Origin of the sequence: Xenorhabdus innexi, assembly GCF_002632485.1 — a bacterium.
Classification (GTDB): domain Bacteria; phylum Pseudomonadota; class Gammaproteobacteria; order Enterobacterales; family Enterobacteriaceae; genus Xenorhabdus; species Xenorhabdus innexi.
In genome coordinates this window covers 102400-128267 of the sequence record NZ_NIBU01000003.1, presented here as the reverse complement: position 1 = coordinate 128267, position 25868 = coordinate 102400, and the positions used below count along the sequence as shown (strand labels likewise).

Sequence of the window (25868 nt, the reverse complement as noted above, 5' to 3'; positions counted from 1 at the left end):
ACCTGATAAACCTTATCATCATTAATTTATTAAATCATCACTCGTTCAACTAACAATATAAAGATTTATGAATTACACATAAAAGTAAATTACGCTGATATATAACTTTATTGCATTAAAATTAAATAGCGATTCAAAATGACAGGAGTATCCCTTATCCCGTGCACCGCGTGGGATAAGGACGCTTCATTTTAAAAACTCTCACTATTATGAAAAGCCCTATAATTATTACAGCTCAATAATCTTACCTTATTTCATTCATAAAATAACAATAAGTATTTCCAAATATATTTTATTTGTAGCTAATTGCGAACCACTACGCAATTTTATGTATACTCAATGAGGTTGTATTACATCGTAGTAGTAAAGGAATAGTCCCACTCGAAACCCATTATATATATTGAAAAGGTAATAATTACTTTATCCAAATCTGAAAATAGAGGGCTGTAAAACAACCCTCAAAATAGTGCAATAAATTATTATGCTCTCGCACTATCCAGTAGTTTATTCCAGGTTGATAAAATCAAAACCTGATCTGGTGGTGTCAATTCACCCGCCTTAATTGCTTTCTGAACGCTTTCCTCGACACGCTGATGAAGCTGTTCAATAGTATTGGCACCTTCCTGTTCCAGTTCAGCAACAGCTAATGTCAGATGCCCGCGGAGATATCCACCAGCAAATAATTCATCATCACTGGCATATTCAACCATGTCATCTATATGTGCCAGAATGCGTGTTTCAAACTCTGCGAGCATTGTTTTTCCTCAAAAATCAAATCAGTTGGCAAAAGGGTTTTCCGGGTCAGGAAAATGTTCCGCCTTTAGTGGGGGGGTATTGTAAAACGATTGCAGGGCACGAATAAAGCGTGCTGCACGCAGAGGAATACCATTTTCAAGGTATGCAATGACCTGAGCATGAACTTTCCGCTGAAAAGCGAAACGATCTGGTTCGAAATCACCCTCCAGATTATCGCAACTAATGTTGAACGGAAAACCGGCGGCTGTACAGAATAGCCACTCTAAGGCCTGAGGTTTAATTTCTACTTTCTCAAATTCAGCCTGAGTCTGAGCATCGCGGCCATCGGGGCAATACCAATAACCAAAATCAACTAATTTGCGACGCTCTGTGCCTGCAATACACCAATGGGAAATTTCGTGTAACCCACTGGCGTAAAAACCGTGGGCAAACACGACCCGGTTATAAACTGCTTTATCATCTGCGGGTAGATAAATTGGCTCATCATCACCTTTTATCAAACGGGTGTTATAGTCATCGCTAAAGCAATTATCAAATATTTCAATTAGTTGTTGATAATGATGTCCAGCCATTTATTAATACAATCCTAAAAATTAATATACTATACTCAATAACTTTCGAGTTGCGGCAAAGGGACAACCCGAAAGAAGACGGATATAAAATTAAAAATAAAATGCCAGCCAGGAACGGATAGTTTCACCATGCTGTTCGTGGAGCAATTTGATGCTCATTAAAAAAGAGATAGTTACCAGCATTGGACGAATCAATTTCTGTCCCTTACTTAAGACTAACCCCGCTCCTAAACGTGCTCCAATCATCTGACCAGCCAACATAACAAAACCCAGCAGCCATAAAACCTGCCCGCCAAGAATAAAGAAAACCAATGCCCCGAGATTAGCGGCGCAATTCAGTACCTTCGCATGTGCAGTCGCCTTCGCCAGATTGTAGCCACACAACATGACGTAAGAAAGTGCCAGAAAAGAACCTGTTCCCGGCCCAAATACCCCATCGTAAAATCCAATTCCACCCCCGGCAAGACAACCAAATGCAACCGGCCCCAAACGACGCTGCCGATCTTCAGTGCCTATATTCGGTACTAACAAGAAGTAAAGACCGATAATCATCACCAGAATCGGCAGGGCATAACGCAATAAATCCGGTGATACGAACTGAACCAGCAATGCACCTGACATACCACCCAGAACCGTCATCGTGATAGCAAACCGTTGAGAACGCAGATTTACTATGCCTCGGCGGACAAAATACAGGCTGGCAGACAGTGAACTCCCTACAGCCTGAAGTTTCCCGGTTGCCAGAGCCTGCACCGGCGTGATGCCTGTTGATAATAACGCGGGAATAGTTAATAGCCCGCCGCCGCCAGCGATTGAATCGATAAAACCTGCTACCAGAGCAACCAAAAAGAGAAAACCATAAATTTCCGGACTCAGTAATGACCATTCCATGATTGATTTCACCAGAAAACTGCGTATTTAATTTTATGATGTCTTTCGGCACCAGTTTGTATTACCACCTGCTCTGGCTCACCAACTTGGAAGGGAAGGCACCACATCTGCGCATTGTGCTCTCTGGCGCAACAGATGATCCATCAGAACAATCGCCATCATTGCCTCTGCAATAGGCACAGCCCGGATACCAACGCAAGGGTCATGCCGCCCCCGGGTCACCATATCAACTTCTTCACCCTGTCGATTAACCGTTTTGCCCGAAACCATAATGCTGGATGTCGGCTTCAAAGCAATGTGAGCAATAATAGGCTGGCTACTGCTGATCCCACCCAGAATGCCGCCCGCATGGTTACTGGTAAAGCCCTGTGAGGTGATTTCATCCCTGTTTTCGCTGCCCCGTAAACCAACAACGCCAAAACCATCGCCGATTTCCACACCTTTCACAGCATTAATACTCATCATTGCATGGGCAATATCGGCATCCAGACGGTCAAAAACCGGTTCTCCCAACCCAGCCGGAACATTTTCAGCAACAACCGTGACTCTGGCACCAATGGAATCCCCTTCTTTTTTCAGGGCACGCAATAATTCATCAAGCTGAGTCAGTTTACTTTCATCAGGGCAGAAAAATGGGTTCTGCTCAACAAGATCCCAATCTTTCATTTCGCAATGAATATCGCCCATCTGAGTCAGGCAGGCACGGATTCGGATACCCTGTTTTTCGAATAAATATTTTTTGGCTATCGCTCCCGCAGCAACACGAATTGCAGTTTCACGGGCAGATGAACGACCACCGCCGCGATAATCGCGCAATCCATATTTTTGTTCGTAAGTGTAATCTGCATGACCGGGACGAAAAACGTCTTTAATCGCACTGTAATCTTGTGAGCGTTGATCGGTGTTTTCAATAAATAACCCAATACTGGTTCCGGTCGTCACTCCTTCAAAAACACCTGAAAGAATGCGAACCTCATCGGGTTCACGACGCTGAGTGGTATAGCGGGAAGTTCCGGGGCGACGCCTGTCCAGATCAATCTGCAAATCGGCTTCCGTAATAGCAATACCCGGAGGGACACCATCAACAATCCCCCCCAATGCAAGACCGTGTGATTCACCAAATGTAGTAACACGGAAAAACTGCCCAATACTGTTTCCTGCCATACCTACCCTGCCATTATTTTTTATGTATTAAGATTAGATGTTGAATAACAATAAACTAACAAATGGTTAAAGCATAATTTATTTCATCAGCTTTATTTCACTTAAATGTGATAAAGAACACTTTAACCATTGTGCTTAATATTGAGTGTTAAACTTTAATCTTTGAACTGCTGAAAATGTTCGTGATATTCCACGAGCTGGCTGCGTGTCAGCATAAAGACGCCAGCACCACCATGTTCAAACTCAAGCCATGTGAATGGTACGTCAGGATACTGCCCAATCAGGTGAACCATGCTATTACCGACTTCACATATCAGCGCACCCTCTTCTGTCAGGAAATCCGGCGCGGTTGCAAGAATACGGCGCACCAGATCCAATCCATCCACTCCCGCAGCTAAACCCAGTTCCGGTTCACGATGAAATTCATCCGGCAGATCATTCATATCTTCTTCATCCACATAAGGTGGATTAGTCACGATCAGATCGTATTTCATCGGAGGCATATCGCGGAACATATCAGAGCGGATTGGTATGACGCGATGTAGCAGAGCATGGTTTTCAATATTCTGTTCTGTCACAGCTAAAGCATCTGCGGAAATATCAACCGCATCAACTTCTGCTTCAGGGAAAGCATGAGCACAGGCAATTGCAATACAACCACTTCCGGTACACAGATCAAGAATGGTGGATGGCTCCTGTGAGAGTAACCCTGCAAATTGATTATTAATCAGCTCACCAATGGGTGAACGCGGCACCAGAACGCGATCATCAACATAGAACTCGTGCCCACAGAACCAAGCCCGGTTAGTCAGGTAAGCGATCGGAATACGCTCGTTGATACGACGCTGAACACATTCAGCGATATGGTGACGCTCTGTTGTTGTCAGGCGGGATGCCATCATATTTTCTGGTATATCGATAGGCAGGTGCAATGTTGGCAGAACCAATTGCAAAGCCTCATCCCACGGGTTATCTGTCCCATGACCATAAAAGATACCGGCTGCACTGAAACGGCTGGTTGCCCAGCGCAGCATATCCTGAATGGTATGCAGCTCCGCAACGGCTTCATCTACAAAAATCTTATCCACAAGCACCTCTAAACCTCAAAAATGTTAAGTCCGCTAGTTTGCCACGATCCCCGCCACAAATCAGCAATCTGAGCATGTGAATTATTTCAGATGAAAAGTATATGTAAGATCGACAAAAACAGGAAAGCCACCCTGTTATGGCAAGATGGCTTTCATTATCTCTATCTATTTTATTACTCAGGCTATTTTATTACTCAGACCTTTTTCTCGCCCGATTTTTTCACCCACAAGAAATAACTGACTGTCAGTAACGCTATCCAGCCAATTCCCACATATAACGCAACGCGCGTATGAGGGAAATAACCCAGCACGACTATGATGAACGCCATAAATGCGATTGTCAGAGCTGGAGCTATCGGCCAGAACGGAACCGGGAATTTTAGCTGGCGGGCTTCTTCCGCAGGCATTTTGCGACGCATGATATATTGTGACAACAGTATCATCAGCCATACCCACACCGTGGCAAACGTTGCAATGGAAGCAATAATCAAAAAGATTTCTTCAGGCAACCAATAATTCAACGCAACACCGATCAACAGAACGCCTGACATAGCCAGTACAGTAACCCACGGCACACCATGTTTCGTCAGTTCAGTGAAAGCAGAGGGAGCCTGCTTTTTCTGCGCCATGCCATACATCATCCGACCAGCACCAAAAATATCGCTGTTTATGGCTGAAATTGCTGCGGTGATAACAACAATATTCAGAACATGAGCGGCATAGTCGAAGTGCAGGCTGGAAAAAATCTGAACAAACGGACTGCCATTCTGACCCACCTGATCCCACGGATAAATACACATCAGGACAAACAGGGTAAGAACGTAAAACAACAGAATACGCACTGGAACGGCATTGATAGCCCGCGGGATAGAATATGCCGGATTTTTCGCTTCACTGGCGGTAATGCCGATAACTTCAATACCACCGAATGCAAACATAACAACCGTAAATGAAGCAATAATCCCGGCAATACCATTCGGCATAAAGCCGCCGTGTTCCCACAGATTTGACAAACCAGCAGCGTGGCCCGCTTCCTGACCAAATCCAAACATCATGATGTACAGACCAGCGACTATCATAGCAATGATCGCAACCACTTTGATGATGGAAAGCCAGAACTCCATTTCACCAAAAACTTTAACGTTGCACAGGTTTATTGCTCCGATAAACAAGACGATACCAAGAACCCAGATCCATTGTTCAACATGGGGAAACCAGAATTTCATATAGAGGCCAAATGCGGTGACATCCGCCAGACAGACAACCAACATTTCAAAGACATAAGTCCATCCGGTCAGAAAGCCTGCCAACGGCCCCAGATAATGGCTGGCATAGTGGGAGAATGAGCCGGGCACAGGATTATGAACCGCCATTTCTCCTAATGCCCGCATCACCATAAAGACAGCTGCACCACCAATAATATACGCCAGCAATACCGCAGGCCCCGCGGCCTGAATGGCTCCCGCAGAACCATAAAAAAGCCCGGTACCTATTGCCGACCCCAATGCCATAAACCGAATATGACGAACACTTAGCCCACGCTTGAGTTGTGAGGTGTTTTGCATGATTTATCCCTATTTCTTTTATTATTAGATGAAAGATAAATACAACGATAAGGCCGGGAAAACCGGCCTTCAGACGATTTAGTTTATGTGGTTTTTCAGGATATTACCAATTGGCAGGATCTTATCTGTCGGTAATAGTGCAGAAAGTTGCTGTTCAGCCAATAACTGAATGGCGGCTTCAATATCCGGTGAGAAAAAACGATCTTTATCGTAATACTTCACTTTATTACGGAGGATATGGCGGGCTTTTTCCAGCGTCGGGCTACTCTTTAATCCTTCGCGAAAATCGATGCCCTGACATGCCGTCAGCCACTCAATTGCCAGAATGCCTCTGACGTTATCCGCCATTTCCCACAAGCGACGACCTGCTGCCGGAGCCATAGAAACGTGATCTTCCTGATTCGCTGAAGTCGGCAGGCTATCAACACTGGAAGGATGAGCCAACGCTTTGTTTTCGCTTGCCAGAGCAGCAGCCGTTACCTGAGCAATCATAAAACCGGAATTCACCCCGCTGTTTTTGACCAGAAACGGCGGTAACTGAGACATATTGCTATCCATCAGCAGCGCAATCCGCCGTTCTGCCAGTGCTCCAATTTCCGCCAGAGCAAGAGCCAGATTATCCGATGCCATTGCTATCGGTTCAGCATGGAAATTCCCGCCGGAAATGACTTCATCCTGTTCGGTGAAAACCAGTGGATTATCAGAAACGGCATTGGCTTCAACCATGATGACATCAGCAGCGTGACGGATTTGGGTCAGGCAGGCTCCCATTACCTGAGGCTGACAACGCAATGAATAAGGGTCCTGAACTTTCGGACAGTTCTCGTGGGAAGCTGAAATGCCACTTTGCTCTCCCAGTACAAAGCGGTATAAAGCTGCGACATCAATTTGCCCCTGCTGTCCACGGACTTCATGAATACGTGCATCAAATGGCTTACGGGAACCCAGAGCCGCTTCAACCGATAAAGCGCCACAAATAATGGCTGATGCCAGTAGCTCCTCGGCCGCTAACAATCCTTTCAAGGCAAATGCTGTTGAAGTCTGAGTACCGTTCAGTAACGCCAGCCCCTCTTTTGCGACCAGTTTAAGTGGCTGAAGACCTGCTTTTGCCAGTGCTTCTTTTGCTGGCAGCCACTCCCCTCGGTAACGCGCTTTACCTTCACCCAGCAATAACAGGCTCATATGTGCCAACGGAGCTAAATCACCAGAAGCCCCAACCGATCCTTTAGCCGGAATACAAGGGTAAACTTCGGCATTGACCAATGCCACCAGCGCCTGAATCACTTCCAGACGAATGCCTGAGTAACCACGGGCTAAGCTGTTAATTTTTAATACTATCATCAGGCGGACAATATCATCCGGCAACGGCTCTCCGATACCAGCCGCATGTGACGTGACAATGGAGTGCTGTAATTCTTCTAAATCCTGTTCTGCGATTCGGGTATTTGCCAGTAACCCAAACCCCGTGTTAATTCCGTAAGCAGTTCTGTTTTCACTGAGAATACGGTTAACACATTCAACACTGCTCTCAATAGCCGGAAAAGATTGTTCATCCAACGTGATTTGAACAGGGTGCTGATAGACATGGCGTAATTCTTCAAGCGTCATTTTTCCCGGATGAATAGTGATATATTTCATATTAATAACGCTCCTTATTTTATTTTTGCCGCTTGAGTTTCTTTTGTTCGGGTATTAAGCATGGGTAAATTCAGACCCTGTTCTTCTGCACATTGAATTGCCAGTTCATAACCTGCATCTGCATGACGCATAACGCCTGTTGCCGGATCATTATGGAGTACCCGGGCAATACGTTCTGCCGCTTCATCTGAACCATCACAGACAATCACCATGCCAGAATGTTGGGAGAAGCCCATACCAACCCCGCCACCATGATGCAGTGATACCCATGTTGCTCCGCTGGCTGTATTCAGCAAAGCGTTCAGCAATGGCCAGTCGGATACTGCGTCAGAGCCATCTTTCATGGATTCGGTTTCGCGATTAGGGCTGGCAACTGAGCCTGAATCCAGATGGTCACGTCCTATCACGATAGGTGCTGAAAGCTCGCCAGTACGAACCATTTCATTGAAAGCCAGACCCAATTTGGCGCGATCGCCCAACCCTACCCAGCAAATACGGGCAGGCAGGCCCTGAAAGCTGATTCGCTCCCGCGCCATATCCAGCCAGCGATGCAGATGAGTATCATCCGGCAGTAGTTCTTTTACTTTGGCATCAGTTTTATAAATATCCTGAGGATCACCGGAAAGTGCCGCCCAACGGAAAGGGCCAATTCCACGGCAAAAGAGCGGGCGAATATAAGCAGGCACAAAACCGGGGAAATCAAAAGCATTTTCGATTCCGACTTCCTTCGCCATCTGCCTGATATTATTGCCGTAATCAAACGTAGGGATGCCCTGTTTCTGGAAAGCCAGCATCGCTTCGACATGCAGAGCCATTGATGCTTTCGCAGCCTGAACAACAGATTCCGGCTCAGTTTCAGCACGGCGGCAATATTCTTCCCATGTCCAGCCTGCCGGTAAATAACCATGTAGTGGATCATGAGCACTGGTTTGATCCGTCACCATATCAGGGCGAACACCACGACGAACCAGCTCTGGCAGAATCTCTGCCGCGTTACCGCACAATGCTATCGATACCGCCTTACCTTCGCGGGTATAACGTTCGATACGTGCCAACGCATCATCCAGATCCGAAGCCTGCTCATCTACGTACCGAGTGCGTAAACGAAAATCAATGCGGCTTTGCTGACATTCAATATTCAGCGATGAAGCACCTGCCAGTGTCGCAGCCAGAGGCTGTGCTCCTCCCATACCGCCTAATCCGGCAGTCAGAACCCAGCGGCCTGTCAGATCACCGTTATAGTGCTGACGCCCGGCTTCGACAAATGTTTCATAAGTACCCTGTACAATCCCCTGACTGCCGATATAGATCCAACTTCCGGCCGTCATCTGGCCGTACATCGCTAATCCTTTGGCATCCAGTTCATTAAAGTGTTCCCACGTTGCCCAGTGAGGAACCAGATTTGAGTTAGCAATCAGTACGCGGGGAGCATTCTCATGTGTTTTAAAAACGCCGACAGGCTTGCCTGACTGAACCAGTAATGTTTCGTTATTCTCAAGATTTTTCAGTGTTTCAACAATCTTTTCATAACATTCCCAATTTCTGGCTGCGCGGCCAATACCACCATAAACAACCAGCTCATTGGGATTTTCTGCAACGTCAGGATCAAGGTTGTTCATAAGCATGCGAAGCGGCGCTTCTGTCAGCCAGCTTTTTGCTGTGAGTTTTGTTCCTCTGGGAGCACGGATAACCGTATTACTGAATTTATTATTTTGCATTGTCACAGTTTTTCCTTTTTCATATTTATGAAAATTTATTAACTGTATAGTTGTATATACATGTATATTCAATAGGCAAAAATGTGACGAAGATAAAGTCAATAATTCTGTTATTTTTCTTTTTTAATGAAGATCAATAAGATGCTGGTGATTCATTCACGGGTTGGCAGTAGGGGATTTTTGCTAATTTTGCGTTTTACATCACACATGCTTTACATTTTTGTTACTTTCTCCTCTTACGCATAAAGCAAAGAGGAGATTTTTTCGTACAGTAAAAACCCATCATAAACGTCAATTCACGAGCTAAAACGCCCTTTTAATTTATAACGGTGACCGGGAAATAATAATCTGGCACTGGAAACAATATGGTCTTTCGACCAGGTTCGGCGGCTGATTAACAAGCAGGGAGCATTTTCCTCTATTTGCAGTAAACGGCAGGAGCGTGCATCACCGGCAACGGCTTCCACAATATGTTCTCCCTCCGTAAGCGGCGCCACCATTGATAAATAATCATGGGCAGTCTGTTGATGGAAATCCTGTTGCAAATATTCCGGTGCCGCTAACGCATTCACATAACGATCCTCAATTTGTACCGGCACATCGTTTTCATAATGGACAATAATTGAGTGATAAACAGGAGTACCGGCTGTTATTCCCAGCTCTGTCGCCTGAGTCGCACTGGCGGTGACTTCCGCCAGCTTCAAAACTTTGCAGTGATGACGATGAGTGCGTGCCGAAATTTCATCGGCAATACTGTGAATTTCAAACAGAGCAGACTGTCCTTTAGGCTCAGAAACAAATGAGCCAACTCCCTGCAAACGGAATAAAAACCCTTCTGCCGTTAATTCCCGTAATGCCCTGTTTGCTGTCATGCGACTACAATTAAATTGTTTTACTAATTCAGATTCTGAAGGAACTCTGTCATGGGGTTGCCACTCCCCTGTGTGTATTTTCTCAATAATTGATTGTTTGACTTTCGCATACAAAGGTACGGGTTTTGTTATTTTGCCTGATAAATCAATGGTCACAATAAATTCCTTTCTACTCCCCCGACGTTCTGCCAATTATCCATTCCACCAGTGCACTAATTGCCATGCAAGGCGGGCCGCTGCTTTACCGCCCATACCCTGAATATCATACAATGGATTAAGCTCAACCAAATCAACAGCCTGTAATTTTTTACTCTGACAAATAGGCTGGATCAGTGACAATAAGCGCTCCAACGGCACACCCAGAGCAGCCGGAGCTGAAACTGACGGCATTTGCCAGATTGGTAACACATCCAAGTCAATTGTCATGTAGATAATTTCAGCCTGATTCAGCATATCCTGTATCTGTTGCTGAACTTTATCTAACATAGAGTCAACACATTGAGTGTCCCAAATAATGGTGACATCAAGGTGATTAGCTTCGTCCAGCAGAGCCTGTGTATTTGAGGCCAGGCTGGCCCCCACACAACTGTAATTGAACGAGCGCTGTTGCTGATGACAGTAATCAGCAAGCTGACGGAATGGTGTTCCTGATGTCGCCTGTGGCGCATTCCGTAGATCCAAATGTGCGTCAAAGTTAATAATTCCTACCCGCTGGGTTGGAAATGCCCGATAAATCCCCATACCATGAGCAAATGCGGTTTCATGCCCTCCGCCAAAAATGAGGGTTCGCATTTTCTGACTCTGACACGCATAAACAGCATCACTCAATGCATTTTGAGCTTCACTTAACTGACCGCTATTAGCCCGGATATTGCCCAAATCCACCAGCGCTTCATGCCCATCATGACTTGCCATATTTGCCAGTGACTGACGCAGATATTCAGGCCCTGATTTTGCTCCTGCTCGCCCCTGATTGAGTTTTACTCCTTCATCACACTCAAAACCCAGCAAGGCAATATGATTCGGATACTGTTCAGGGGAGAAATCCGCTGGCTGTTTTATCGTCTGGAACAGACGTAAGGCATTATTGGCTTCTGCCAGATCATTACGCCCCTGCCAAATGTTTTCTGATGTCGGATGCCATAATTTCATGCTGTCTCTCTTATTTTTATTCATAAAAACCATGGGTAATTACGCCGCGATAAACACGGTAAACCAGTGGGTTATGCCCAAGTTCGTATAATATATCTACAGGTTCTTTTGCATCCCAGACAACAAAATCAGCCATATAACCTGCGGCTAACTGACCGTGGCTATCAGCTCTGCCTAATGCACGTGCCGCGTGAATAGTTACACCCTGCCACGCTTCTTCCGGTGTCAGGCCAAACTGAACACAAGCCATATTCATCATCATACGCAGGGATGTAAACGGGCTGGTTCCCGGATTAAAATCCGTCGAAATAGCCATTGGCACATGATATTGACGCAATAAGTTAATTGGGGGACGTTGCGTTTCTTGCAAAAAATAAAATGCGCCGGGTAATAAAACCGCAACCGTTCCGCTTTGGCTAATTGCCTCAACACCTTTTTCATCCAGATATTCGATATGATCAACAGATAACCCCTGATAATCAGCAACCAGCTCAGTTCCACCCAGATTGGAAAGCTGTTCAACATGGCCTTTGACGGGAATATTTAATTTTCTGGCAGCATCAAAGACTCGTTTAGTCTGTTCGAGGCTAAATCCGACGCTTTCGCAGAATACATCAACAGATTCAAATAATTGCTTTTGCCAAAGCGTGGGCAGGATAGTATTACAAACTAAATCAATATAAGCGTCAGAATTATGTTTATATTCGGGAGGAACGGCGTGAGCGGAAAGCAGAGTCGGGCTGATTTCAACGGGGTTGTTCCGGCCTAATATCTGGACAACTTCCAGTTGTTTCGCTTCATTTTCCAAATCCAGCCCATAGCCTGATTTCATTTCAATGGTTGTAACACCTTCAGCCATTAGCGCGTTCAGCCGTTTTTGCGCCGTGATTTCCAGTTGCTGAGCTGAACTTTGCCGCGTGGCATTGACTGTGGCATTAATACCGCCGCCTTTAGCACTGATTTCTGTATAAGAAACACCATTCAGGCGCTGTTCCCATTCTGATGCCCGATTACCACCAAAGACCAGATGAGTATGACAATCAATCAGACCGGGAGTTATTAATCGCTGTTCTGCATCAATCACCTTGCAACGGTTAACGGGCACGCTCTCCATTGGCAGAATCGCCAGGATCTTTTCATCCCGTATGATCAAATCATAGTGTTCCAGAATACCGTAATTATGCTTGCCATCTATGTTACTGATTGTAGGGTTCATTGTGGCAAGTCTGGCATTACGCCAGATAATGTCGGTATCTTTCAGTTCAATCGACATTATTTCCGTCCTGTTATTTTTTTCTTGTTACTATCTGTTGTTATGTTGTATATACATTTATTTTATAACCAGACACAATTGTCAAATAATTTTATGAATAGCATGTACCCTGAGATATAGCGCCGAAGCAAAATCTTAATAAATCGGGTACAATCGCCGAAAGTTATTAATGAATTCGTATGTAATGAAGAAGAAAAAACTATTAAATGAAGAAGACATTAGTCTATTTAGAACGTCTGTAACGGGAACCCGTCGGATTACTCAGGATAAAGTCTTACACTCTCCCCAAAGAAAAAAAGTCAGCCAAATGGCTCCTGAGCGCCTGATACAAGAACAGGTCGATGCCAGTTACTATTTTTCTGATGAGTTTCAGCCCAATCTGGATATGGAAGGCCCGACTCGTTATGTTCGTGAAGGCGCGAATCATTATGAACTGAAAAAGCTACGGCGCGGTGATTATCCTCCAGAACTGTTTCTGGATTTACACGGGTTAACCCAATTACAGGCTAAACAGGAAATTGGAGCATTAATCGCAGCCTGCCGCCGTGAAAGTGTCTATTGTGCTTGTATTATGCACGGTCATGGTAAGCATATTCTTAAGCAGCAAACACCACTATGGCTCGCCCAACACCCTGATATTATTGCTTTTCATCAGGCACCTAAAGAATGGGGAGGAAACGCTGCATTACTCATTTTGATAGAACAGGATGAGTTTATACAGCGTTAGGCTTCAATACTTTTAACCTGCGGGCTAATCAGGGCTTTATCACAATTGTGCCGGGGAGGTTTGCCATAACAGGCAGCCTTTCTGTGTTTGATTATCCAGTTCTACACAGGCAATACTTGATGTCGAAAACATCGGAGGGACTTGCACAGGACAAAGTTCGGATACTAAATAGCCCACTAAAGGTAAATGAGAGACTAACAAAACGGCTTTATTTCCTTGCTCCGCCAAAACCTGCAAGTAACTTGCCACCAGTGCAGCATCCCCTGATGGTGTTAACTCCTCTAACATTTCTTCACTATCAGGTAATGTCAGGCTCTCACGAACCACTTGCAGGGTCTGCCTCGCTCGGATATAGGGACTAACCAGAATACGATCAATTTCAGGCTGTTGTTGTTCAAGCCAAAGTGCCATTTTTTGGGATTCCTGATAGCCTTGCGGCGTTAACTCCCGCGTTGCATCGCTGGTTGAGTCAAAAGCAGCATCACCGTGACGCATAATAAACACGTACATAATTCACCATTGAGTTAAATTTCAGAACTAATTCTAATATTTACTTTCATTCTACCAAAAATAACCCTGAAATTTTCAGGCAATTAACTGAACTAAAGTTACCTGTTTTTAGGTAATTCATTTCGAAAGAAAAATAATATTATTGAGAGCGAATTTTTGATAAAGAGCTTCAATTAAAATTGAGGATATTCTGCCGCAAAATATAGCCAAATAAAATTAATAATAATGAGTTATATATGTTTTGTTTGACTCTTATATCAGCCCGCTAACTTAACAATAAAAATTTTTATAAACAATATATTGATGAGTAATTACAGATAAAACCGACCCTTTAATTAAAAGGGCCGGTATCGCTTATGTTTCAGTACGCTACTCAAGCCAAGAATATATACGTTATTCGTAGAATTTTTTATCCTGTTCAGCCATCTGAATCAGACGCTCACAGGGAGCAAATCTGTTCCCGTACTGCTGAGCCAGCCGTTGCAAAATTTCTACGACATTACGGCTGCCAAGTTTATCCATATAACGGAATGGCCCTCCGAGGAATGGCGGAAAACCGATACCAAATACTGCGCCAATATCACCATCACGGGGGCTTCGGATAATTCCCTCATCCAGACAGCGGGCAGCCTCATTCAACATCAGCATCAGACACCGCTGAGCAATATCTGAGCGAGACATTTTGGCGGCAGGCTGAATCTTCAGCAGAGTGTAAATAGAAGGGTCAACCTCTTTATTACCTTTTTTGGACGGCCAGAACTTAAATTTATTCTTTTTAGCTACATAGGAGTAAAAACCCCGGCTATTTTTCTTACCCTGACGATTGTCATTCAGGACAGCATCCAAAATAGCTGGCGGAGTAAACCGATCTCCTAACTGTTCCACCAGCACAGGAATAATTTTTGTTCCGACATCAATACCGACTTCATCCAGCAAATTGATTGGTCCAATCGGGAAGCCAAAATCAACCAGCGCCTTATCAATATGCTCGATAGGCTCACCTTCCACCAGACAATAACCTGCTTCATTAATATAAGGAGATAAAATTCGGTTAACATAGAACCCGGCTTTATCTCCGACAACAATGGCTGTTTTGCCCTGTTTTTTCGCCAGTGCCACTGCTGTTGCTATGGTTTTTTCACTGGTTCCTGCATGTGGAATGACTTCCACTAATGGCATCTTATCGACAGGACTGAAGTAGTGAAGACCGATAACCTGCTCCGGCCGTTTAGCAATTTCCGCAATCTGGTGAATCGGTAATGAAGAGGTGTTAGACGCAAAAATAGCCTCCGGTTTTGTATTCGCTTCAACTTCTCCGACCATCTTACGTTTCAGTACCAAGTCCTCAAACACAGCTTCAACGACAATATCAGCCTGTTTAAAGCCACTGTAATCTGTAGTACCAGAAAGCAAAGACATTTGACGAGAACGTTCAGAGGGTTTCAAGCGCCGTTGACTGACGCGCTTGGAAAGCGTATCCCATGTATATTTCAGCGCCTGATTGATACCTTTCTCATTGATATCTTTGATACGTGCCGGTAAATTGCCACGGGTTGCGGTTACATGAGCAATTCCGCCCCCCATCAACCCACCGCCCAAAACTCCCACGAGCCTGATCTGAGCTGGTTGTTCAGAGGAACCTGTCTCATTTTTTAATGAGGTAGCAGCAAAAAACAGACTCCGCAATGCTGACGATTCTGACGACATAGCCAGTTCACCAAATGCTTTGGCTTCTGCCTGAAGACCGGTTTTCTGCCCTTTTTCCAGACCAATACGAATCACATCAATTATCCGTTCTGGTGCGGGGTAATGACCGTGAGTTTTTGCCCGCGTTTTTTGTTGCACCATACGGAATAATAATGGCCTGCCAAGAGAGCTAGCTAAAAAACGTTGTGACCATGCCAGAGGTTTACGTTTAACCACTCCTTTCTTAACATATTGAACAGCTACATCCAGCAGGATGTCCAAAGGAACTGCATCATCAACAACACCCAGTCGTTTTGCCTGTTTTGCTTTGAGCTGACGGCCCGTCAGAATCATATCCAGTGCGGAGCTGACACCAATCAAACGCGGTAATCTCTGAGTTCCGCCAGAACCCGGTAGTAACCCAAGCTGTACTTCGGGTAAACCAAGGCGGGTTTTATCATCCAGAGAACAAATACGTGCATGGCAGGCTAATGCAAATTCCAACCCGCCTCCTAAGCATGCCCCATGAATAGCGGCAACAATAGGTAAAGAATAATTGGCAATCTGGTCAAATAACTCCTGACCTTTTTCAGCCAGTGTCGTTGCTTCCTGTTGCGTCTGGCAGCCAGCAATCATTGTGATATCTGCACCGGCAATAAATGTATCGGGCTTACCGGATATAATCACTAGCCCTTTTAAATCGGAAACCTGCTGTGCCTGCTCAAAAACCGCCAGAAATTGCTCAACAAACTCTGCTTTCAGTGTATTAACTTTCTCATCCGGCACATCAATAGTAATCACTCCGACTCTGTCATCTCTGACAGAAAAACTGAATACTGATTGTGCTGCTGATATGATTATCTCTCTTTCACCCAGAGCCATTATTCCACCTCCAATACCATCGCTGCACCCAAACCACCCGCTGCACAGGCTGTTGTTAAGCCTAACCCGCCTCCACGGCGACGCAGTTCATTCAAAGTCTGAGTCACCATTCTGGCGCCGGTAGCAGCAAATGGGTGCCCATACGCAATTGAACCGCCCAATACATTGAATTTATCCATATCAACCTCACCCATCGCCTGAGAGCGCCCCAATTTTTCGCGGGCAAACTTGGCGCTGGCAAACATTTTCAGATTTGTCAGAGTCTGAGCAGCAAACGCTTCATGCATATCAATGAGGGAAAGCTCATTCAGCGTAATACCCGCTCTGTCCAGCGCCAGCGGGGTTGCATATGACGGCCCCAGTAACATGTCCTGCCAGACATCAATGGCAGCAAATGCATAACTGCGCAAATAGCCTAATGGAGTCATCCCAAGCTCTTTAGCGGCGGATTCACTCATTAAAATGACGGCCGCTGCACCATCCGTCAACGGAGTGCTGTTGGCCGCAGTTACTGAACCATATTTGCGATCAAAAGCCGGGCGTAATTTCGCATAAGACGTAAGTTCTGAGTTTTTACGGATATTATTATCTTCCAGCAAAGATTCACGGTATGGAGGAAAATGAGCCGCTATCACTTCATCACGCAATAGACCTTTTTCCCAGGCTTTAGCCGCCATCAGATGAGAACGATGTGCTAATTCATCCTGATCTTCACGGCTGATATGGTAGGTTTTTGCCATTTGTTCAGCCGTATCACCCATTCTTAACCCGGTGGAATATTCAGCAACCGCAGGGGATACCGGTAGTAAATCCTTTAATTTCAATTTACTCAGTAATTTAAGGCGTTGCGGCAGGCTTTTGGCTTTACTCATATCAACCAAAGTACGAGCCAATGATTTGGTCACCCCGATTGGCAGAACAGATGAAGAATCAGCGCCACCGGCAATTCCCACATTTACAGTTCCTGCCATAATACTTTCTGCTACATTTGCTATCGCCTGAAAACTGGTAGCACAGGCCCGGGAAACGCTGTACGCATCTGTACCCACGCTTAAACCCGCACCTAACACGATTTCCCGCGCAATATTTGGGGCTTCAGGCATCTGAACAACCTGACCAAAGACCAATTGGTCGATCTTCTCTGGTGGCAGCCCACTTCTGATGACCAACTCACTGACAACAGCTTTCCCCAAGTCAACAGCCGGAATACCGTGGTAGTTCGTTGCCTGTTTAGCAAAAGGGAGGCGCAACCCACTGACAATAGCCACTCGTTCCTTTTGTTGTGCCACTTTTGTTGAAGAACGACTCATAGCAACTCCTGAAATAATCATTAATTAAATCAACTGATTAAAATTATTTACTCACCTCGAAAGAGGTCAGACCTGATGGAGCATTGTTAACGTAATGTTGGTAAATAGCAAACAGGAATAAACTAAAAATGCGAGCAAGCGCAACTTTAATATATTTATAATTTATACAACCTGAATAGATAGCATGCGAAAAAATATGAAGAAATACTTATTGATTACAACAAATAATCACTGGTTTTCCCATTGTTATAATTACTTTTAGCCACAATGGGAAAACAGTAATGCTGAAAAGAGTTAACGCAAACCCAACTGAAATATCATCGCTTCTGCCTGACAACTAAATGTAAAATCTATGGTCAATTGCATACCACCATTAACTTCTTCTATTTTATGGCTGATGATGCAAGGATCAGATTCCACCTTTTTTGCTTTTTCTGTCAATGCATTAAGCATTACATCTGCTTCCTGGCGGCTGGCAAAAACCTGTTGATAAGAAGCTGTACTCTCTTGATTATCAATGACTGTACCAACATCAACACAACAACAAGCCGCCGTTTCGTTGGCTCTCTGGCGCTTAATTACATCGGTCATCTTATTTCTCCGACAATAAAAACAAATCTGATTTTACGTTGTACTTTCCTTTAATAACCAGTATTTACACTGCGTAATACCATTTATTTCACTATTTATTGATCTCAGCACGTTAATTAAGTAATGTTTACACCCCATTAACATAAATTGCCTATTTTTTGTTAAGCAAGTCCCATTTTAGTAATCATTTCCGTAATATTTTAAAAACATTCTTGCAACACATTGCGATGTCAGGCCTATACTTCTCACACTGGTCTGATTTGTCATTGTGACGAACCGACTCTACAATCCCGCGCTCTCAGCTACTTGAGTAGCATGTTAAATAATAATTAAACAATGAGGTTTTGGTTATGAACCAGAAAAACCTACTTTCACGTTCAGCATTAGCAGTGGCGATTGCAATTATTTCATCTAACGCTGGTGCTGCAGGTTTTCAATTGAATGAATATTCATCATCAGGACTCGGTCGTGCATTTTCTGGGGCTGGTGCTGTTGCGGAAGACGCCTCTGAAGGCAGCCGCAACCCCGCCGCCATGACCCTATTTGATCGCCCATCATTTTCTGGCGGTCTTATTTATGTTAAACCAATGGTTGATATTACTGGTGAGTCACCTATAACTCACAATAGTACTGACGCAAAAAATATCGCGCCAAATGCACCGGTACCAAATCTGCATTTTATTACACCACTCACAGATGAGTTGTTTGTTGGTGCATCAGCTACAAGTAACTTTGGTTTAGCCACAGATTTCAGCAACAACTATGCAGCCGGCTCAATTGGCGGAAAAACATCACTCAAGACTGTGAACTTTAATCTGGCTGGTGCGTATAAATTTAATGATCAGTTTAGTTTTGGCTTGGGTTTAAATGCCATTTATGCTGATGCTGAAATCGTTCGTCATATGGGTGAAGTTGGGCCATTCTTAGCAACACAAACTGGTGGAAAAGTTAATATACCAGCAAGTACAGAAATAGCCCGTTTGGAAGGCAAAGACTGGGGTTATGGCTGGAATGCAGGCCTGCTTTACCAATTTGATGAAAATAACCGCTATAGCTTAACTTACCGCTCAAAAGTTAAAGTTAAATTTAAAAACGGCGATTACAGTAACGAACTACCGAATATTGATTTTCCTAGCCTAAAAATTGCGGGACTTAACGGAAAAACGATTAAAGGTACATTGGATCTGAACCTACCTGATATGTGGGAAATCTCTGGTTATAACCGAGTTGCACCTCAGTGGGCGATCCATTACAGCTTCCTCTACACAGGGTGGAATAACTTTAAAGAATTAAGAGGGAAAGCTAAAAATGGTGGAGGGGATCTATTCGAAAAACATGAAGGCTTCCGCAATGCCTACCGTATTTCATTGGGAACAACTTACTACCACGACGATAACTGGACTTTCCGTACCGGTATCGCTTTCGATGAAAGCCCAGTACCTGCCCAAAATCGTTCTATCTCCATCCCGGACCAGAATCGTATATGGTTAAGTGTAGGAACGACTTACGCATTTAATAAAGATACCTCTGTAGATGTGGGTGTTTCCTATATGCGTGGTAAAAAAGTGCATGTAAGTGAAAAATTACCAAAAGAAGTTCAAAAAGGTCCTTTTGGAACTTCATACGAATTCGACTCCAAAGGAACTGCATGGTTGGCTGGTGTTGGCCTTAACTACGCATTCTAATCGTCTTCTGTGATCTAAAAAGGATAGCCTGCGCTATCCTTTTTTATTCCTCGTAATAAGGCTTAATCGATGGAATCCAGCTCATCCTGAATAACAGAGGCATTAGGGTTTTCTTCCGGAATCAACTTGCCTCCGTTAGCCAGAAAATCATGGCGCTGGAAGTAAGCTTCACGCATCATCAGATACGGGTCTGATGAATTTTTTATCAGGCCATCTGAATCCAGCAGACGCGCCCGGGTTTCAATCCCCTGAAATACCCACTTTCCAACAGCCATCCAAGGGGTAAGATAACTCAGCACAGGGTAAGTCATATCTGCCATATCCCCCCCTTCATCACGCGCAGTAAAACTCCCATATCCCGGTAAGACAACATAAGGGCCATAACCAACGTTATAGTACCCAAGCGTGCTACCAAAACGCATTGGTTCCTCTTTTGCCAGTTTAGGGTTTGCCATTGAAGCAACATCAATCAGCCCTCCCATACCCAGAATGGTATTCAAAAAAAATCGGTTAAAATGTTTTGCGCCTTCTTTTATATTCCCGCGCAAAAAACTGTTCACCATACTGGCAGGCTCTTCCAAGTTACTCATAAAATTGCCAATACCATTTCGTGCTGGCATTGGTACATAATCATGCCAGACAACAGCAACAGGCCGTAAAATATAAGGATCGAGAACATCATAGTTAAAGTTGAACATAGTCCGGTTAAACCCTTCCAGCGGATCAGAACGCCCTTGCTCATAATTATTTGATGAATTTGCGCACCCCGCCAGTAGCACTGCTGTAAGAGCAACCCCGCTCAGACGATACTTCATACTGTTCTCCATATAATCACTTTTGCCATTGCCTACTTTCACTCGTTAATGTAATTCAGTTAATGGGCATCATACGCTCTAAATATACTGCCAATTTTTCTTTAATGGTAATCAAAATAATGGTGATTATATAGACAAAAAATCAGTTACATCTTATACCAGAAAATAAGAATAACTATTTAAAAAGTAAAAACTTTCTGGACAGGGCGTCATCTTTTCTACCCATTTTCTTTCATTTTAGCGGCTTCAGAAAACAAGGCTATAATAAGATCAGACTTTGTCAGCAGGGTATCTATACACTTACCAAGCGCAGCTTCAACACCTTGATTTTTAATAAATTCTAATATAATTTGCTTTTCGGCCTTTGTAATATTTGCCATTTTAATAACTGTTTCAATCTGCTCAAATGCATTTTTATGAACCTTTATCGTGAATGATTTCATCTCATCATCCATTGTATCCATGTTAGCGTAATCCACACCGGCAGCAGTAAGAGCCATTGAGTCAGGGTTAAAACCATAAGCTCCATTATCATCAAAATGGATCGCATAGTGATTAACTAAACCTACTTTTACTAAATAATTTATATCGTCAGCTAAATTATCCCATCCAAATGCTTCCCCAAGAAATTGCAGTTTTTCCTTGCTGATAGGTTTCATCAAATGATTTTTATCATTCATAGCCCGAATAATCATATGTTGTCTCTCTTTCAACATAGTCATTGGATTTTTCCTTCAGTTAACATCAGATAGATTAGATTATAGTCAATCAAAAGGAGTAAACTATCTCATCAGCATAAAAAACAGAAATGTGAAACTTAAGATATAATACATTGAATATGATACATAAATGATTTATTTTTAGATGCCATATCTCTCATTAAGAAGAAAGAGTTCTCTTTTATCACTCAATATGAAAATAGCTATATTACGCAGAAATGGGCTTGGTGATCTTATCTGCACCCAGCCATTAATAAAATTTCTACAAAAAAAATACCCAAACGCAAAGATTAGCCTGTTTATAGAACAGAATAATCAGGATCTCGCCAAATATGTATGCCCTGATGTAGATATCAATATCCTTCCTCAGGGGAACAAATATTTTTCTATCATCAAGACTGCCCTAAAGTTCCGTAAGAAAAATTTTGATATTGCTATTTCAGCCAAACCAAGCCCAATGAAATTGAATAATTTATTTCTATGGCTGCTTGGCGCTAAAAAACGTTATGCTGTCGTTGCTGATAAAAAATGGGATTCCAAATTAATTAACTATCCTACTAATACAAGGATGCTCAAAGGTTATCATCAGGCACTAAAGGTATTACGTACTATTTCACCCAATGAGCAATTTTTAACACCCGATTTATTCCCTAAAATAAAGCTGACTAATAAATCAAAACCCTCTCATTCAGGAAATCCATTAATATTATTTTCTGTTTCCAATAATAGAAAAAACAGTTTAATCAGTAATGATTATCTGGAATTAATTGCAGGTAAAATTTCAGAAAAACACCCTACTGCAAAATTTATTATTTCTGCCCTACCTAATGATGTTAATTTGGCTAACGATCTCATTTCCCGTATAAAGGGTAATAGTCAGGTTGTTATCTGTGATTCATTAAATTCTTTTTTGTCATTATTAAATGAAATGAATTTGATTATCGTTGGTGATGGTGGCATTTGCCATTTAGCCGCAGCACTAAACAAAAAACTTGTTGCTCTTTATGGTGTTACAAAGCCTGAGAACTGGTCTCCACTGGCATCAAAAAACATGTGCATTACCCTGCATGATCCCAAAAATGTTAACAACATTCCTTTAATCCAAGTTACTGACGCAATACTTCATCTACTTGAAAAATAGTATAATTAATTACTCATTCCATAATTTATTTGCCATAAGTAAATACCCCCGCCGCATAGCAGGGGATTTCTATTTTATGGGTTAAAAAAAACAGATCATAAATATGCCATCAACTCTAATACTGATAAATGAATAAAACAATATAAAATAAAACTCAGTCACGCACATATACTTTCAATTGAAATAATAATAAGCGCAATAATGATATTACAGCTTTAATTTCGATTGTTTTTTATCGATAAAAAATATTGACTATATAAATATACAGTGCAATGATTTAACAACATTCTAAAAACGCATATCCATGATATTTACAATTATGGAATATATTTATAAGAAAACATTGAGAAACCAACATGAGAAAAATAAGCTTGGATGAAAAAATTCAGATTTTTAGCCAATTACATGAAGAAGGAAAACTCATATTAGCCAATTCATGGGACGTTATGAGTACCCGTTTAGCAGAACAATGTGGAGTCAAAGCCATTGCAACAACCAGTGCAGGAATATCCTGGAGTTTGGGGTACCCGGATAATCAATTAGCTGATCGAAAAGTAATAATGAAAGCACTTAGTTTAATTACGGCCAGCACCAATCTCCCTGTAACAGCGGATGTTGAAGACGGCCTATTGACTCCTGACGAAAGTATGGATGATCTTGTAGAAGATTTATATTTTGTCGGGTGTGTCGGTATTAATATTGAAGATACTAAAAATGGCAAATCACTGCCAATAGACGCAGGAGCTGAACGTATTGCTTCTGTACGTACCGCAGCCAATAAAATACACTACAGTTTATTCATTAATGCACGTATAGATTCATGGCTGCGCGGAGAAAATACCGATCCCGAACATTTAATTTCTCGCGCTAATACTTATCTTGCTGCCGGTGCTGATGGTATTTTCATCCCCGGATTAACTGACCTATCAGTATGCAGAGCTATCAGCTCACGTATAAATGGCCCGTTAAATATTATGGCTCAGGTCGGAGCACCCAGTGTAAAAGAATTTTTTGCCGCTGGCGCAAGAAGAATTTCTGGTGGAGCTTTCTTTGCTGAACAGGCCTATGCTTCTACATTGACAGGTATGGAACATTTTTTGCGTGACGGCCTGCTAAAGCATAATGAGCAATCAAAGTTAAACTATACCACGTTAAATGCATTGCTTAATGAAAGATAATAGTGATTATATAATTTACTTATTCTACCGAGCAGGGTTTTATTAAAAATGACTAGTTTTAGCTTCATGAGGATATAATGCTTAAACGGATAATAACAACTGTTTTTCTTCTTCTTTTCTTTTCCTTTAATAGTTATTCATCAGAAAGTATCGGTTTTCGTGAAATATATTTAGATAAAAATAGCGAACGCCCGTTACATGCCGTGATATGGTATCCAGCTAATAATATTGGCGAATCTGTAATTATTGGTGAAAATCCCGCTTTTTATGGTATTCCGGTAATAAAAGAGGCAACGCCTTCCCAAAAAAAATATCCTCTTGTTGTTCTGTCTCATGGATATGGCGGGAATTGGCGAAATCTTAACTGGCTGGCTGGTGAATTGGTCAAAAAAGGCTTTATTGTAGCTGCTCCAAACCATCCCGGCACAACAACAGAAGATAGAAATCCCCTGTCTGCTGTACAACTATGGGAAAGACCAAAGGATCTAAGCCGAGTTATTGACTTTATTCTGGAGCAACCTGATTTTGCTCAGTTAGTTGATAAAGAACGAATAGCAGCAATTGGTCACTCATTAGGTGGCTGGTCTGTTGTAGAACTCACAGGTGCCAGATTCAATTCAGATTTATTGGTTACTGACTGTAAGACCAATAAAATCCTTTCCTCTTGCAACATATTAACTGATTTAAAGATAGGTAAAAGTAAAGTTGCCAAAGCAAACTTAGATGGGGATTTGGGGGACCAGAGAATTAAAGCCGTTGTTTCTCTTGATCTCGGATTAGCCAGAGGTTTTTCACCGCAAACTTTAAGTATGGTGAAAACACCAATACTCGTGATAGCCGCCGGCATTGATGTTGGAGATATGCCTGCCGAGCTTGAGTCTGAATATCTGGCAAAAAATCTTCCACAAGAAACTTCAAAATACATTGTTATTGACGATGCAATGCATTTTAGCTTTATGCAGAATTGTAAACCCAATGCAATCGCTCTTATCGAAAAGTATAATCCGGGAGATGGAATTATTTGTAAGGATGGTGGAGACAGAAGCCGGGAAGAAATTCATAGTGAGATACTGAATCATATCCTTATCTTTTTTCAAAAAGTATTACCAAAATAAAATTTTTACTCATTTGAAAGTAACAATTTGTTAATTAAATAGAAAACTGTCTTTGAATAAGGCAGTTTTTATTTTTTAATGATTGTATTCAAATAATAAATAGAGTTTCTCTTGAAATTCGCCATTATCTACAAAGATAATCTATCCTCAAAGAGATTATCTTTATATGACAAAGTGAACTCCTTTTCTATCTGAGCGCATATCTTCAATAATAAGATAGAGACATCTGGTATGAGTGATACATTAAATATTCGATCACAAAATAATTCCTGCATCAACTGTGGTGCCTGCTGTGCATTTTTTCGTGTTTCATTTTATTGGGCAGAAGCTGAAGATGGAGGAGGTACAGTACCGATTTCTTCCACTGAAAAACTGAACGATTTTATGTGCTGCATGAAGGGTACAAATGAACCTCATCCGCGTTGCATAAATTTACAAGGTGAAATTGGTCACTCCGTTTCCTGTGCTATTTATGACAAGCGACCCTCTCCTTGCCGGGAATTTTCTCAGGCTTGGGAAACTGACAATTACAATGAGGCCTGTGATCGTGCCAGAGCCGCTTATGGCCTTCCTCCACTGGCAAAGCCAGAAACCTGATTATGCACTTTGTTATATCCTTGTCATCGTAAGGTAATTTGAATCTATTGGATATACCCGTCGTCTTTCAAGTTACTTATTTGATCTGGCTGTATTCGTTATTTTCATCACAGACAGTTTACTTTTGTATACTTATAGTTAACAACTGTAAAAATCCATTACCGCAGAATGTGTTATCACGGTTCATTTTATGAACTATCCTTCATGATATTATCAGGATAAA

The 25868-nt window shown here is 42.7% G+C and carries 23 protein-coding genes; 6 read left to right on the top strand and 17 right to left on the bottom strand.

From position 1 onward, the window contains the following. Positions 1-479: 479 nt before the first annotated feature. The 11 genes from Xinn_RS02315 to hutI all read right to left on the bottom strand — a co-directional run bounded on the left by Xinn_RS02315 (position 480) and on the right by hutI (position 12689). Positions 480-755 carry a YfcL family protein gene (locus Xinn_RS02315; RefSeq protein WP_086956137.1) on the bottom strand — a complete coding sequence of 92 codons (276 nt, stop codon included), beginning with the start codon at positions 753-755 and terminating at the stop codon, positions 480-482. A gap of 21 nt (positions 756-776) precedes the next feature. After that, entirely contained in the window at positions 777-1328 is a 552-nt protein-coding gene (locus Xinn_RS02310) for an elongation factor P hydroxylase (protein WP_086956136.1), read from the bottom strand. A 90-nt stretch (positions 1329-1418) separates the two neighbouring features. Further along, positions 1419-2219: a sulfite exporter TauE/SafE family protein gene (locus Xinn_RS02305; RefSeq protein ID WP_086956135.1), complete on the bottom strand. Its 801-nt coding sequence runs from the start codon at positions 2217-2219 to the stop codon at positions 1419-1421. Between the two features lie 78 nt (positions 2220-2297). Further along, positions 2298-3383 (bottom strand): chorismate synthase, encoded by a 1086-nt coding sequence (gene aroC / locus Xinn_RS02300; protein ID WP_086956134.1) that lies wholly within the window; start codon positions 3381-3383, stop codon positions 2298-2300. A 155-nt stretch (positions 3384-3538) separates the two neighbouring features. Beyond that, entirely contained in the window at positions 3539-4471 is a 933-nt protein-coding gene (gene prmB / locus Xinn_RS02295) for a 50S ribosomal protein L3 N(5)-glutamine methyltransferase (RefSeq protein WP_086956618.1), read from the bottom strand. 194 nt (positions 4472-4665) lie between these two features. Further along, positions 4666-6036 (bottom strand): amino acid permease, encoded by a 1371-nt coding sequence (locus tag Xinn_RS02290; RefSeq protein WP_086956133.1) that lies wholly within the window; start codon positions 6034-6036, stop codon positions 4666-4668. 78 nt (positions 6037-6114) lie between these two features. Beyond that, positions 6115-7674, bottom strand: coding sequence for a histidine ammonia-lyase (hutH, locus tag Xinn_RS02285; protein WP_086956132.1), 1560 nt, complete (start codon positions 7672-7674; stop codon positions 6115-6117). A 14-nt stretch (positions 7675-7688) separates the two neighbouring features. Then, a complete protein-coding gene (hutU, locus tag Xinn_RS02280) occupies positions 7689-9398 on the bottom strand; it encodes a urocanate hydratase (RefSeq protein ID WP_186435672.1) in 1710 nt (569 codons plus the stop codon). Positions 9399-9688: 290 nt separating this feature from the next. Further along, the gene (hutC, locus tag Xinn_RS02275) at positions 9689-10420 is read right to left on the bottom strand and encodes a histidine utilization transcriptional repressor HutC (protein ID WP_422645986.1); all 732 of its coding nucleotides are present in this window, start codon (positions 10418-10420) and stop codon (positions 9689-9691) included. Positions 10421-10456: 36 nt separating this feature from the next. Next, complete coding sequence (hutG, locus tag Xinn_RS02270) at positions 10457-11416, bottom strand: formimidoylglutamase (protein ID WP_086956616.1); 960 nt, start codon at positions 11414-11416, stop codon at positions 10457-10459. A 16-nt stretch (positions 11417-11432) separates the two neighbouring features. After that, positions 11433-12689: an imidazolonepropionase gene (gene hutI / locus Xinn_RS02265; protein WP_086956130.1), complete on the bottom strand. Its 1257-nt coding sequence runs from the start codon at positions 12687-12689 to the stop codon at positions 11433-11435. A gap of 184 nt (positions 12690-12873) precedes the next feature. On the opposite strand from hutI, the gene smrB reads away from it, so the two are divergent. Then, positions 12874-13416: an endonuclease SmrB gene (smrB, locus tag Xinn_RS02260; RefSeq protein ID WP_086956129.1), complete on the top strand. Its 543-nt coding sequence runs from the start codon at positions 12874-12876 to the stop codon at positions 13414-13416. Between the two features lie 39 nt (positions 13417-13455). Here smrB and sixA read toward each other — a convergent pair whose 3' ends face one another. The 4 genes from sixA to Xinn_RS02240 all read right to left on the bottom strand — a co-directional run bounded on the left by sixA (position 13456) and on the right by Xinn_RS02240 (position 18395). Continuing rightward, on the bottom strand, positions 13456-13926 hold the full coding sequence (gene sixA / locus Xinn_RS02255; protein ID WP_086956128.1) for a phosphohistidine phosphatase SixA: 471 nt from the start codon (positions 13924-13926) through the stop codon (positions 13456-13458). 393 nt (positions 13927-14319) lie between these two features. Continuing rightward, complete coding sequence (gene fadJ / locus Xinn_RS02250) at positions 14320-16494, bottom strand: fatty acid oxidation complex subunit alpha FadJ (RefSeq protein ID WP_086956127.1); 2175 nt, start codon at positions 16492-16494, stop codon at positions 14320-14322. Continuing rightward, positions 16494-17804, bottom strand: a complete 1311-nt coding sequence (fadI, locus tag Xinn_RS02245; RefSeq protein ID WP_086956126.1) for an acetyl-CoA C-acyltransferase FadI — start codon at positions 17802-17804, stop codon at positions 16494-16496. Before fadI ends, fadJ begins: the two co-directional genes overlap by 1 nt. A 294-nt stretch (positions 17805-18098) precedes the next feature. Continuing rightward, positions 18099-18395, bottom strand: coding sequence for a YfcZ/YiiS family protein (locus Xinn_RS02240; RefSeq protein WP_086956125.1), 297 nt, complete (start codon positions 18393-18395; stop codon positions 18099-18101). A 350-nt stretch (positions 18396-18745) separates the two neighbouring features. Here Xinn_RS02240 and fadL point away from each other — a divergent pair, with 350 nt between their 5' ends. Next, positions 18746-20080 (top strand): long-chain fatty acid transporter FadL, encoded by a 1335-nt coding sequence (fadL, locus tag Xinn_RS02235; RefSeq protein ID WP_086956124.1) that lies wholly within the window; start codon positions 18746-18748, stop codon positions 20078-20080. A 62-nt stretch (positions 20081-20142) separates the two neighbouring features. Here the strand turns inward: fadL and mlaA are convergent, their stop codons facing one another. Together mlaA and Xinn_RS02225 are read right to left on the bottom strand one after the other, a co-directional pair. Beyond that, positions 20143-20895, bottom strand: coding sequence for a phospholipid-binding lipoprotein MlaA (gene mlaA / locus Xinn_RS02230; protein ID WP_086956123.1), 753 nt, complete (start codon positions 20893-20895; stop codon positions 20143-20145). A gap of 218 nt (positions 20896-21113) precedes the next feature. Then, positions 21114-21617 (bottom strand): hypothetical protein, encoded by a 504-nt coding sequence (locus Xinn_RS02225; RefSeq protein ID WP_086956122.1) that lies wholly within the window; start codon positions 21615-21617, stop codon positions 21114-21116. Between the two features lie 142 nt (positions 21618-21759). Between Xinn_RS02225 and Xinn_RS02220 the strand changes: the two genes are divergently transcribed. The 4 genes from Xinn_RS02220 (at position 21760) to Xinn_RS02205 (ending at position 25645) form a co-directional block, all read left to right on the top strand. Continuing rightward, a complete protein-coding gene (locus Xinn_RS02220) occupies positions 21760-22755 on the top strand; it encodes a glycosyltransferase family 9 protein (RefSeq protein ID WP_086956121.1) in 996 nt (331 codons plus the stop codon). Positions 22756-23126: 371 nt separating this feature from the next. Continuing rightward, complete coding sequence (locus Xinn_RS02215) at positions 23127-23933, top strand: isocitrate lyase/PEP mutase family protein (RefSeq protein WP_169923517.1); 807 nt, start codon at positions 23127-23129, stop codon at positions 23931-23933. A 77-nt stretch (positions 23934-24010) separates the two neighbouring features. Beyond that, positions 24011-25048: an alpha/beta hydrolase family protein gene (locus Xinn_RS02210; protein ID WP_086956119.1), complete on the top strand. Its 1038-nt coding sequence runs from the start codon at positions 24011-24013 to the stop codon at positions 25046-25048. A gap of 231 nt (positions 25049-25279) precedes the next feature. Continuing rightward, entirely contained in the window at positions 25280-25645 is a 366-nt protein-coding gene (locus Xinn_RS02205) for a YkgJ family cysteine cluster protein (RefSeq protein ID WP_086956118.1), read from the top strand. The last annotated feature ends 223 nt before the right edge of the window (positions 25646-25868 follow it).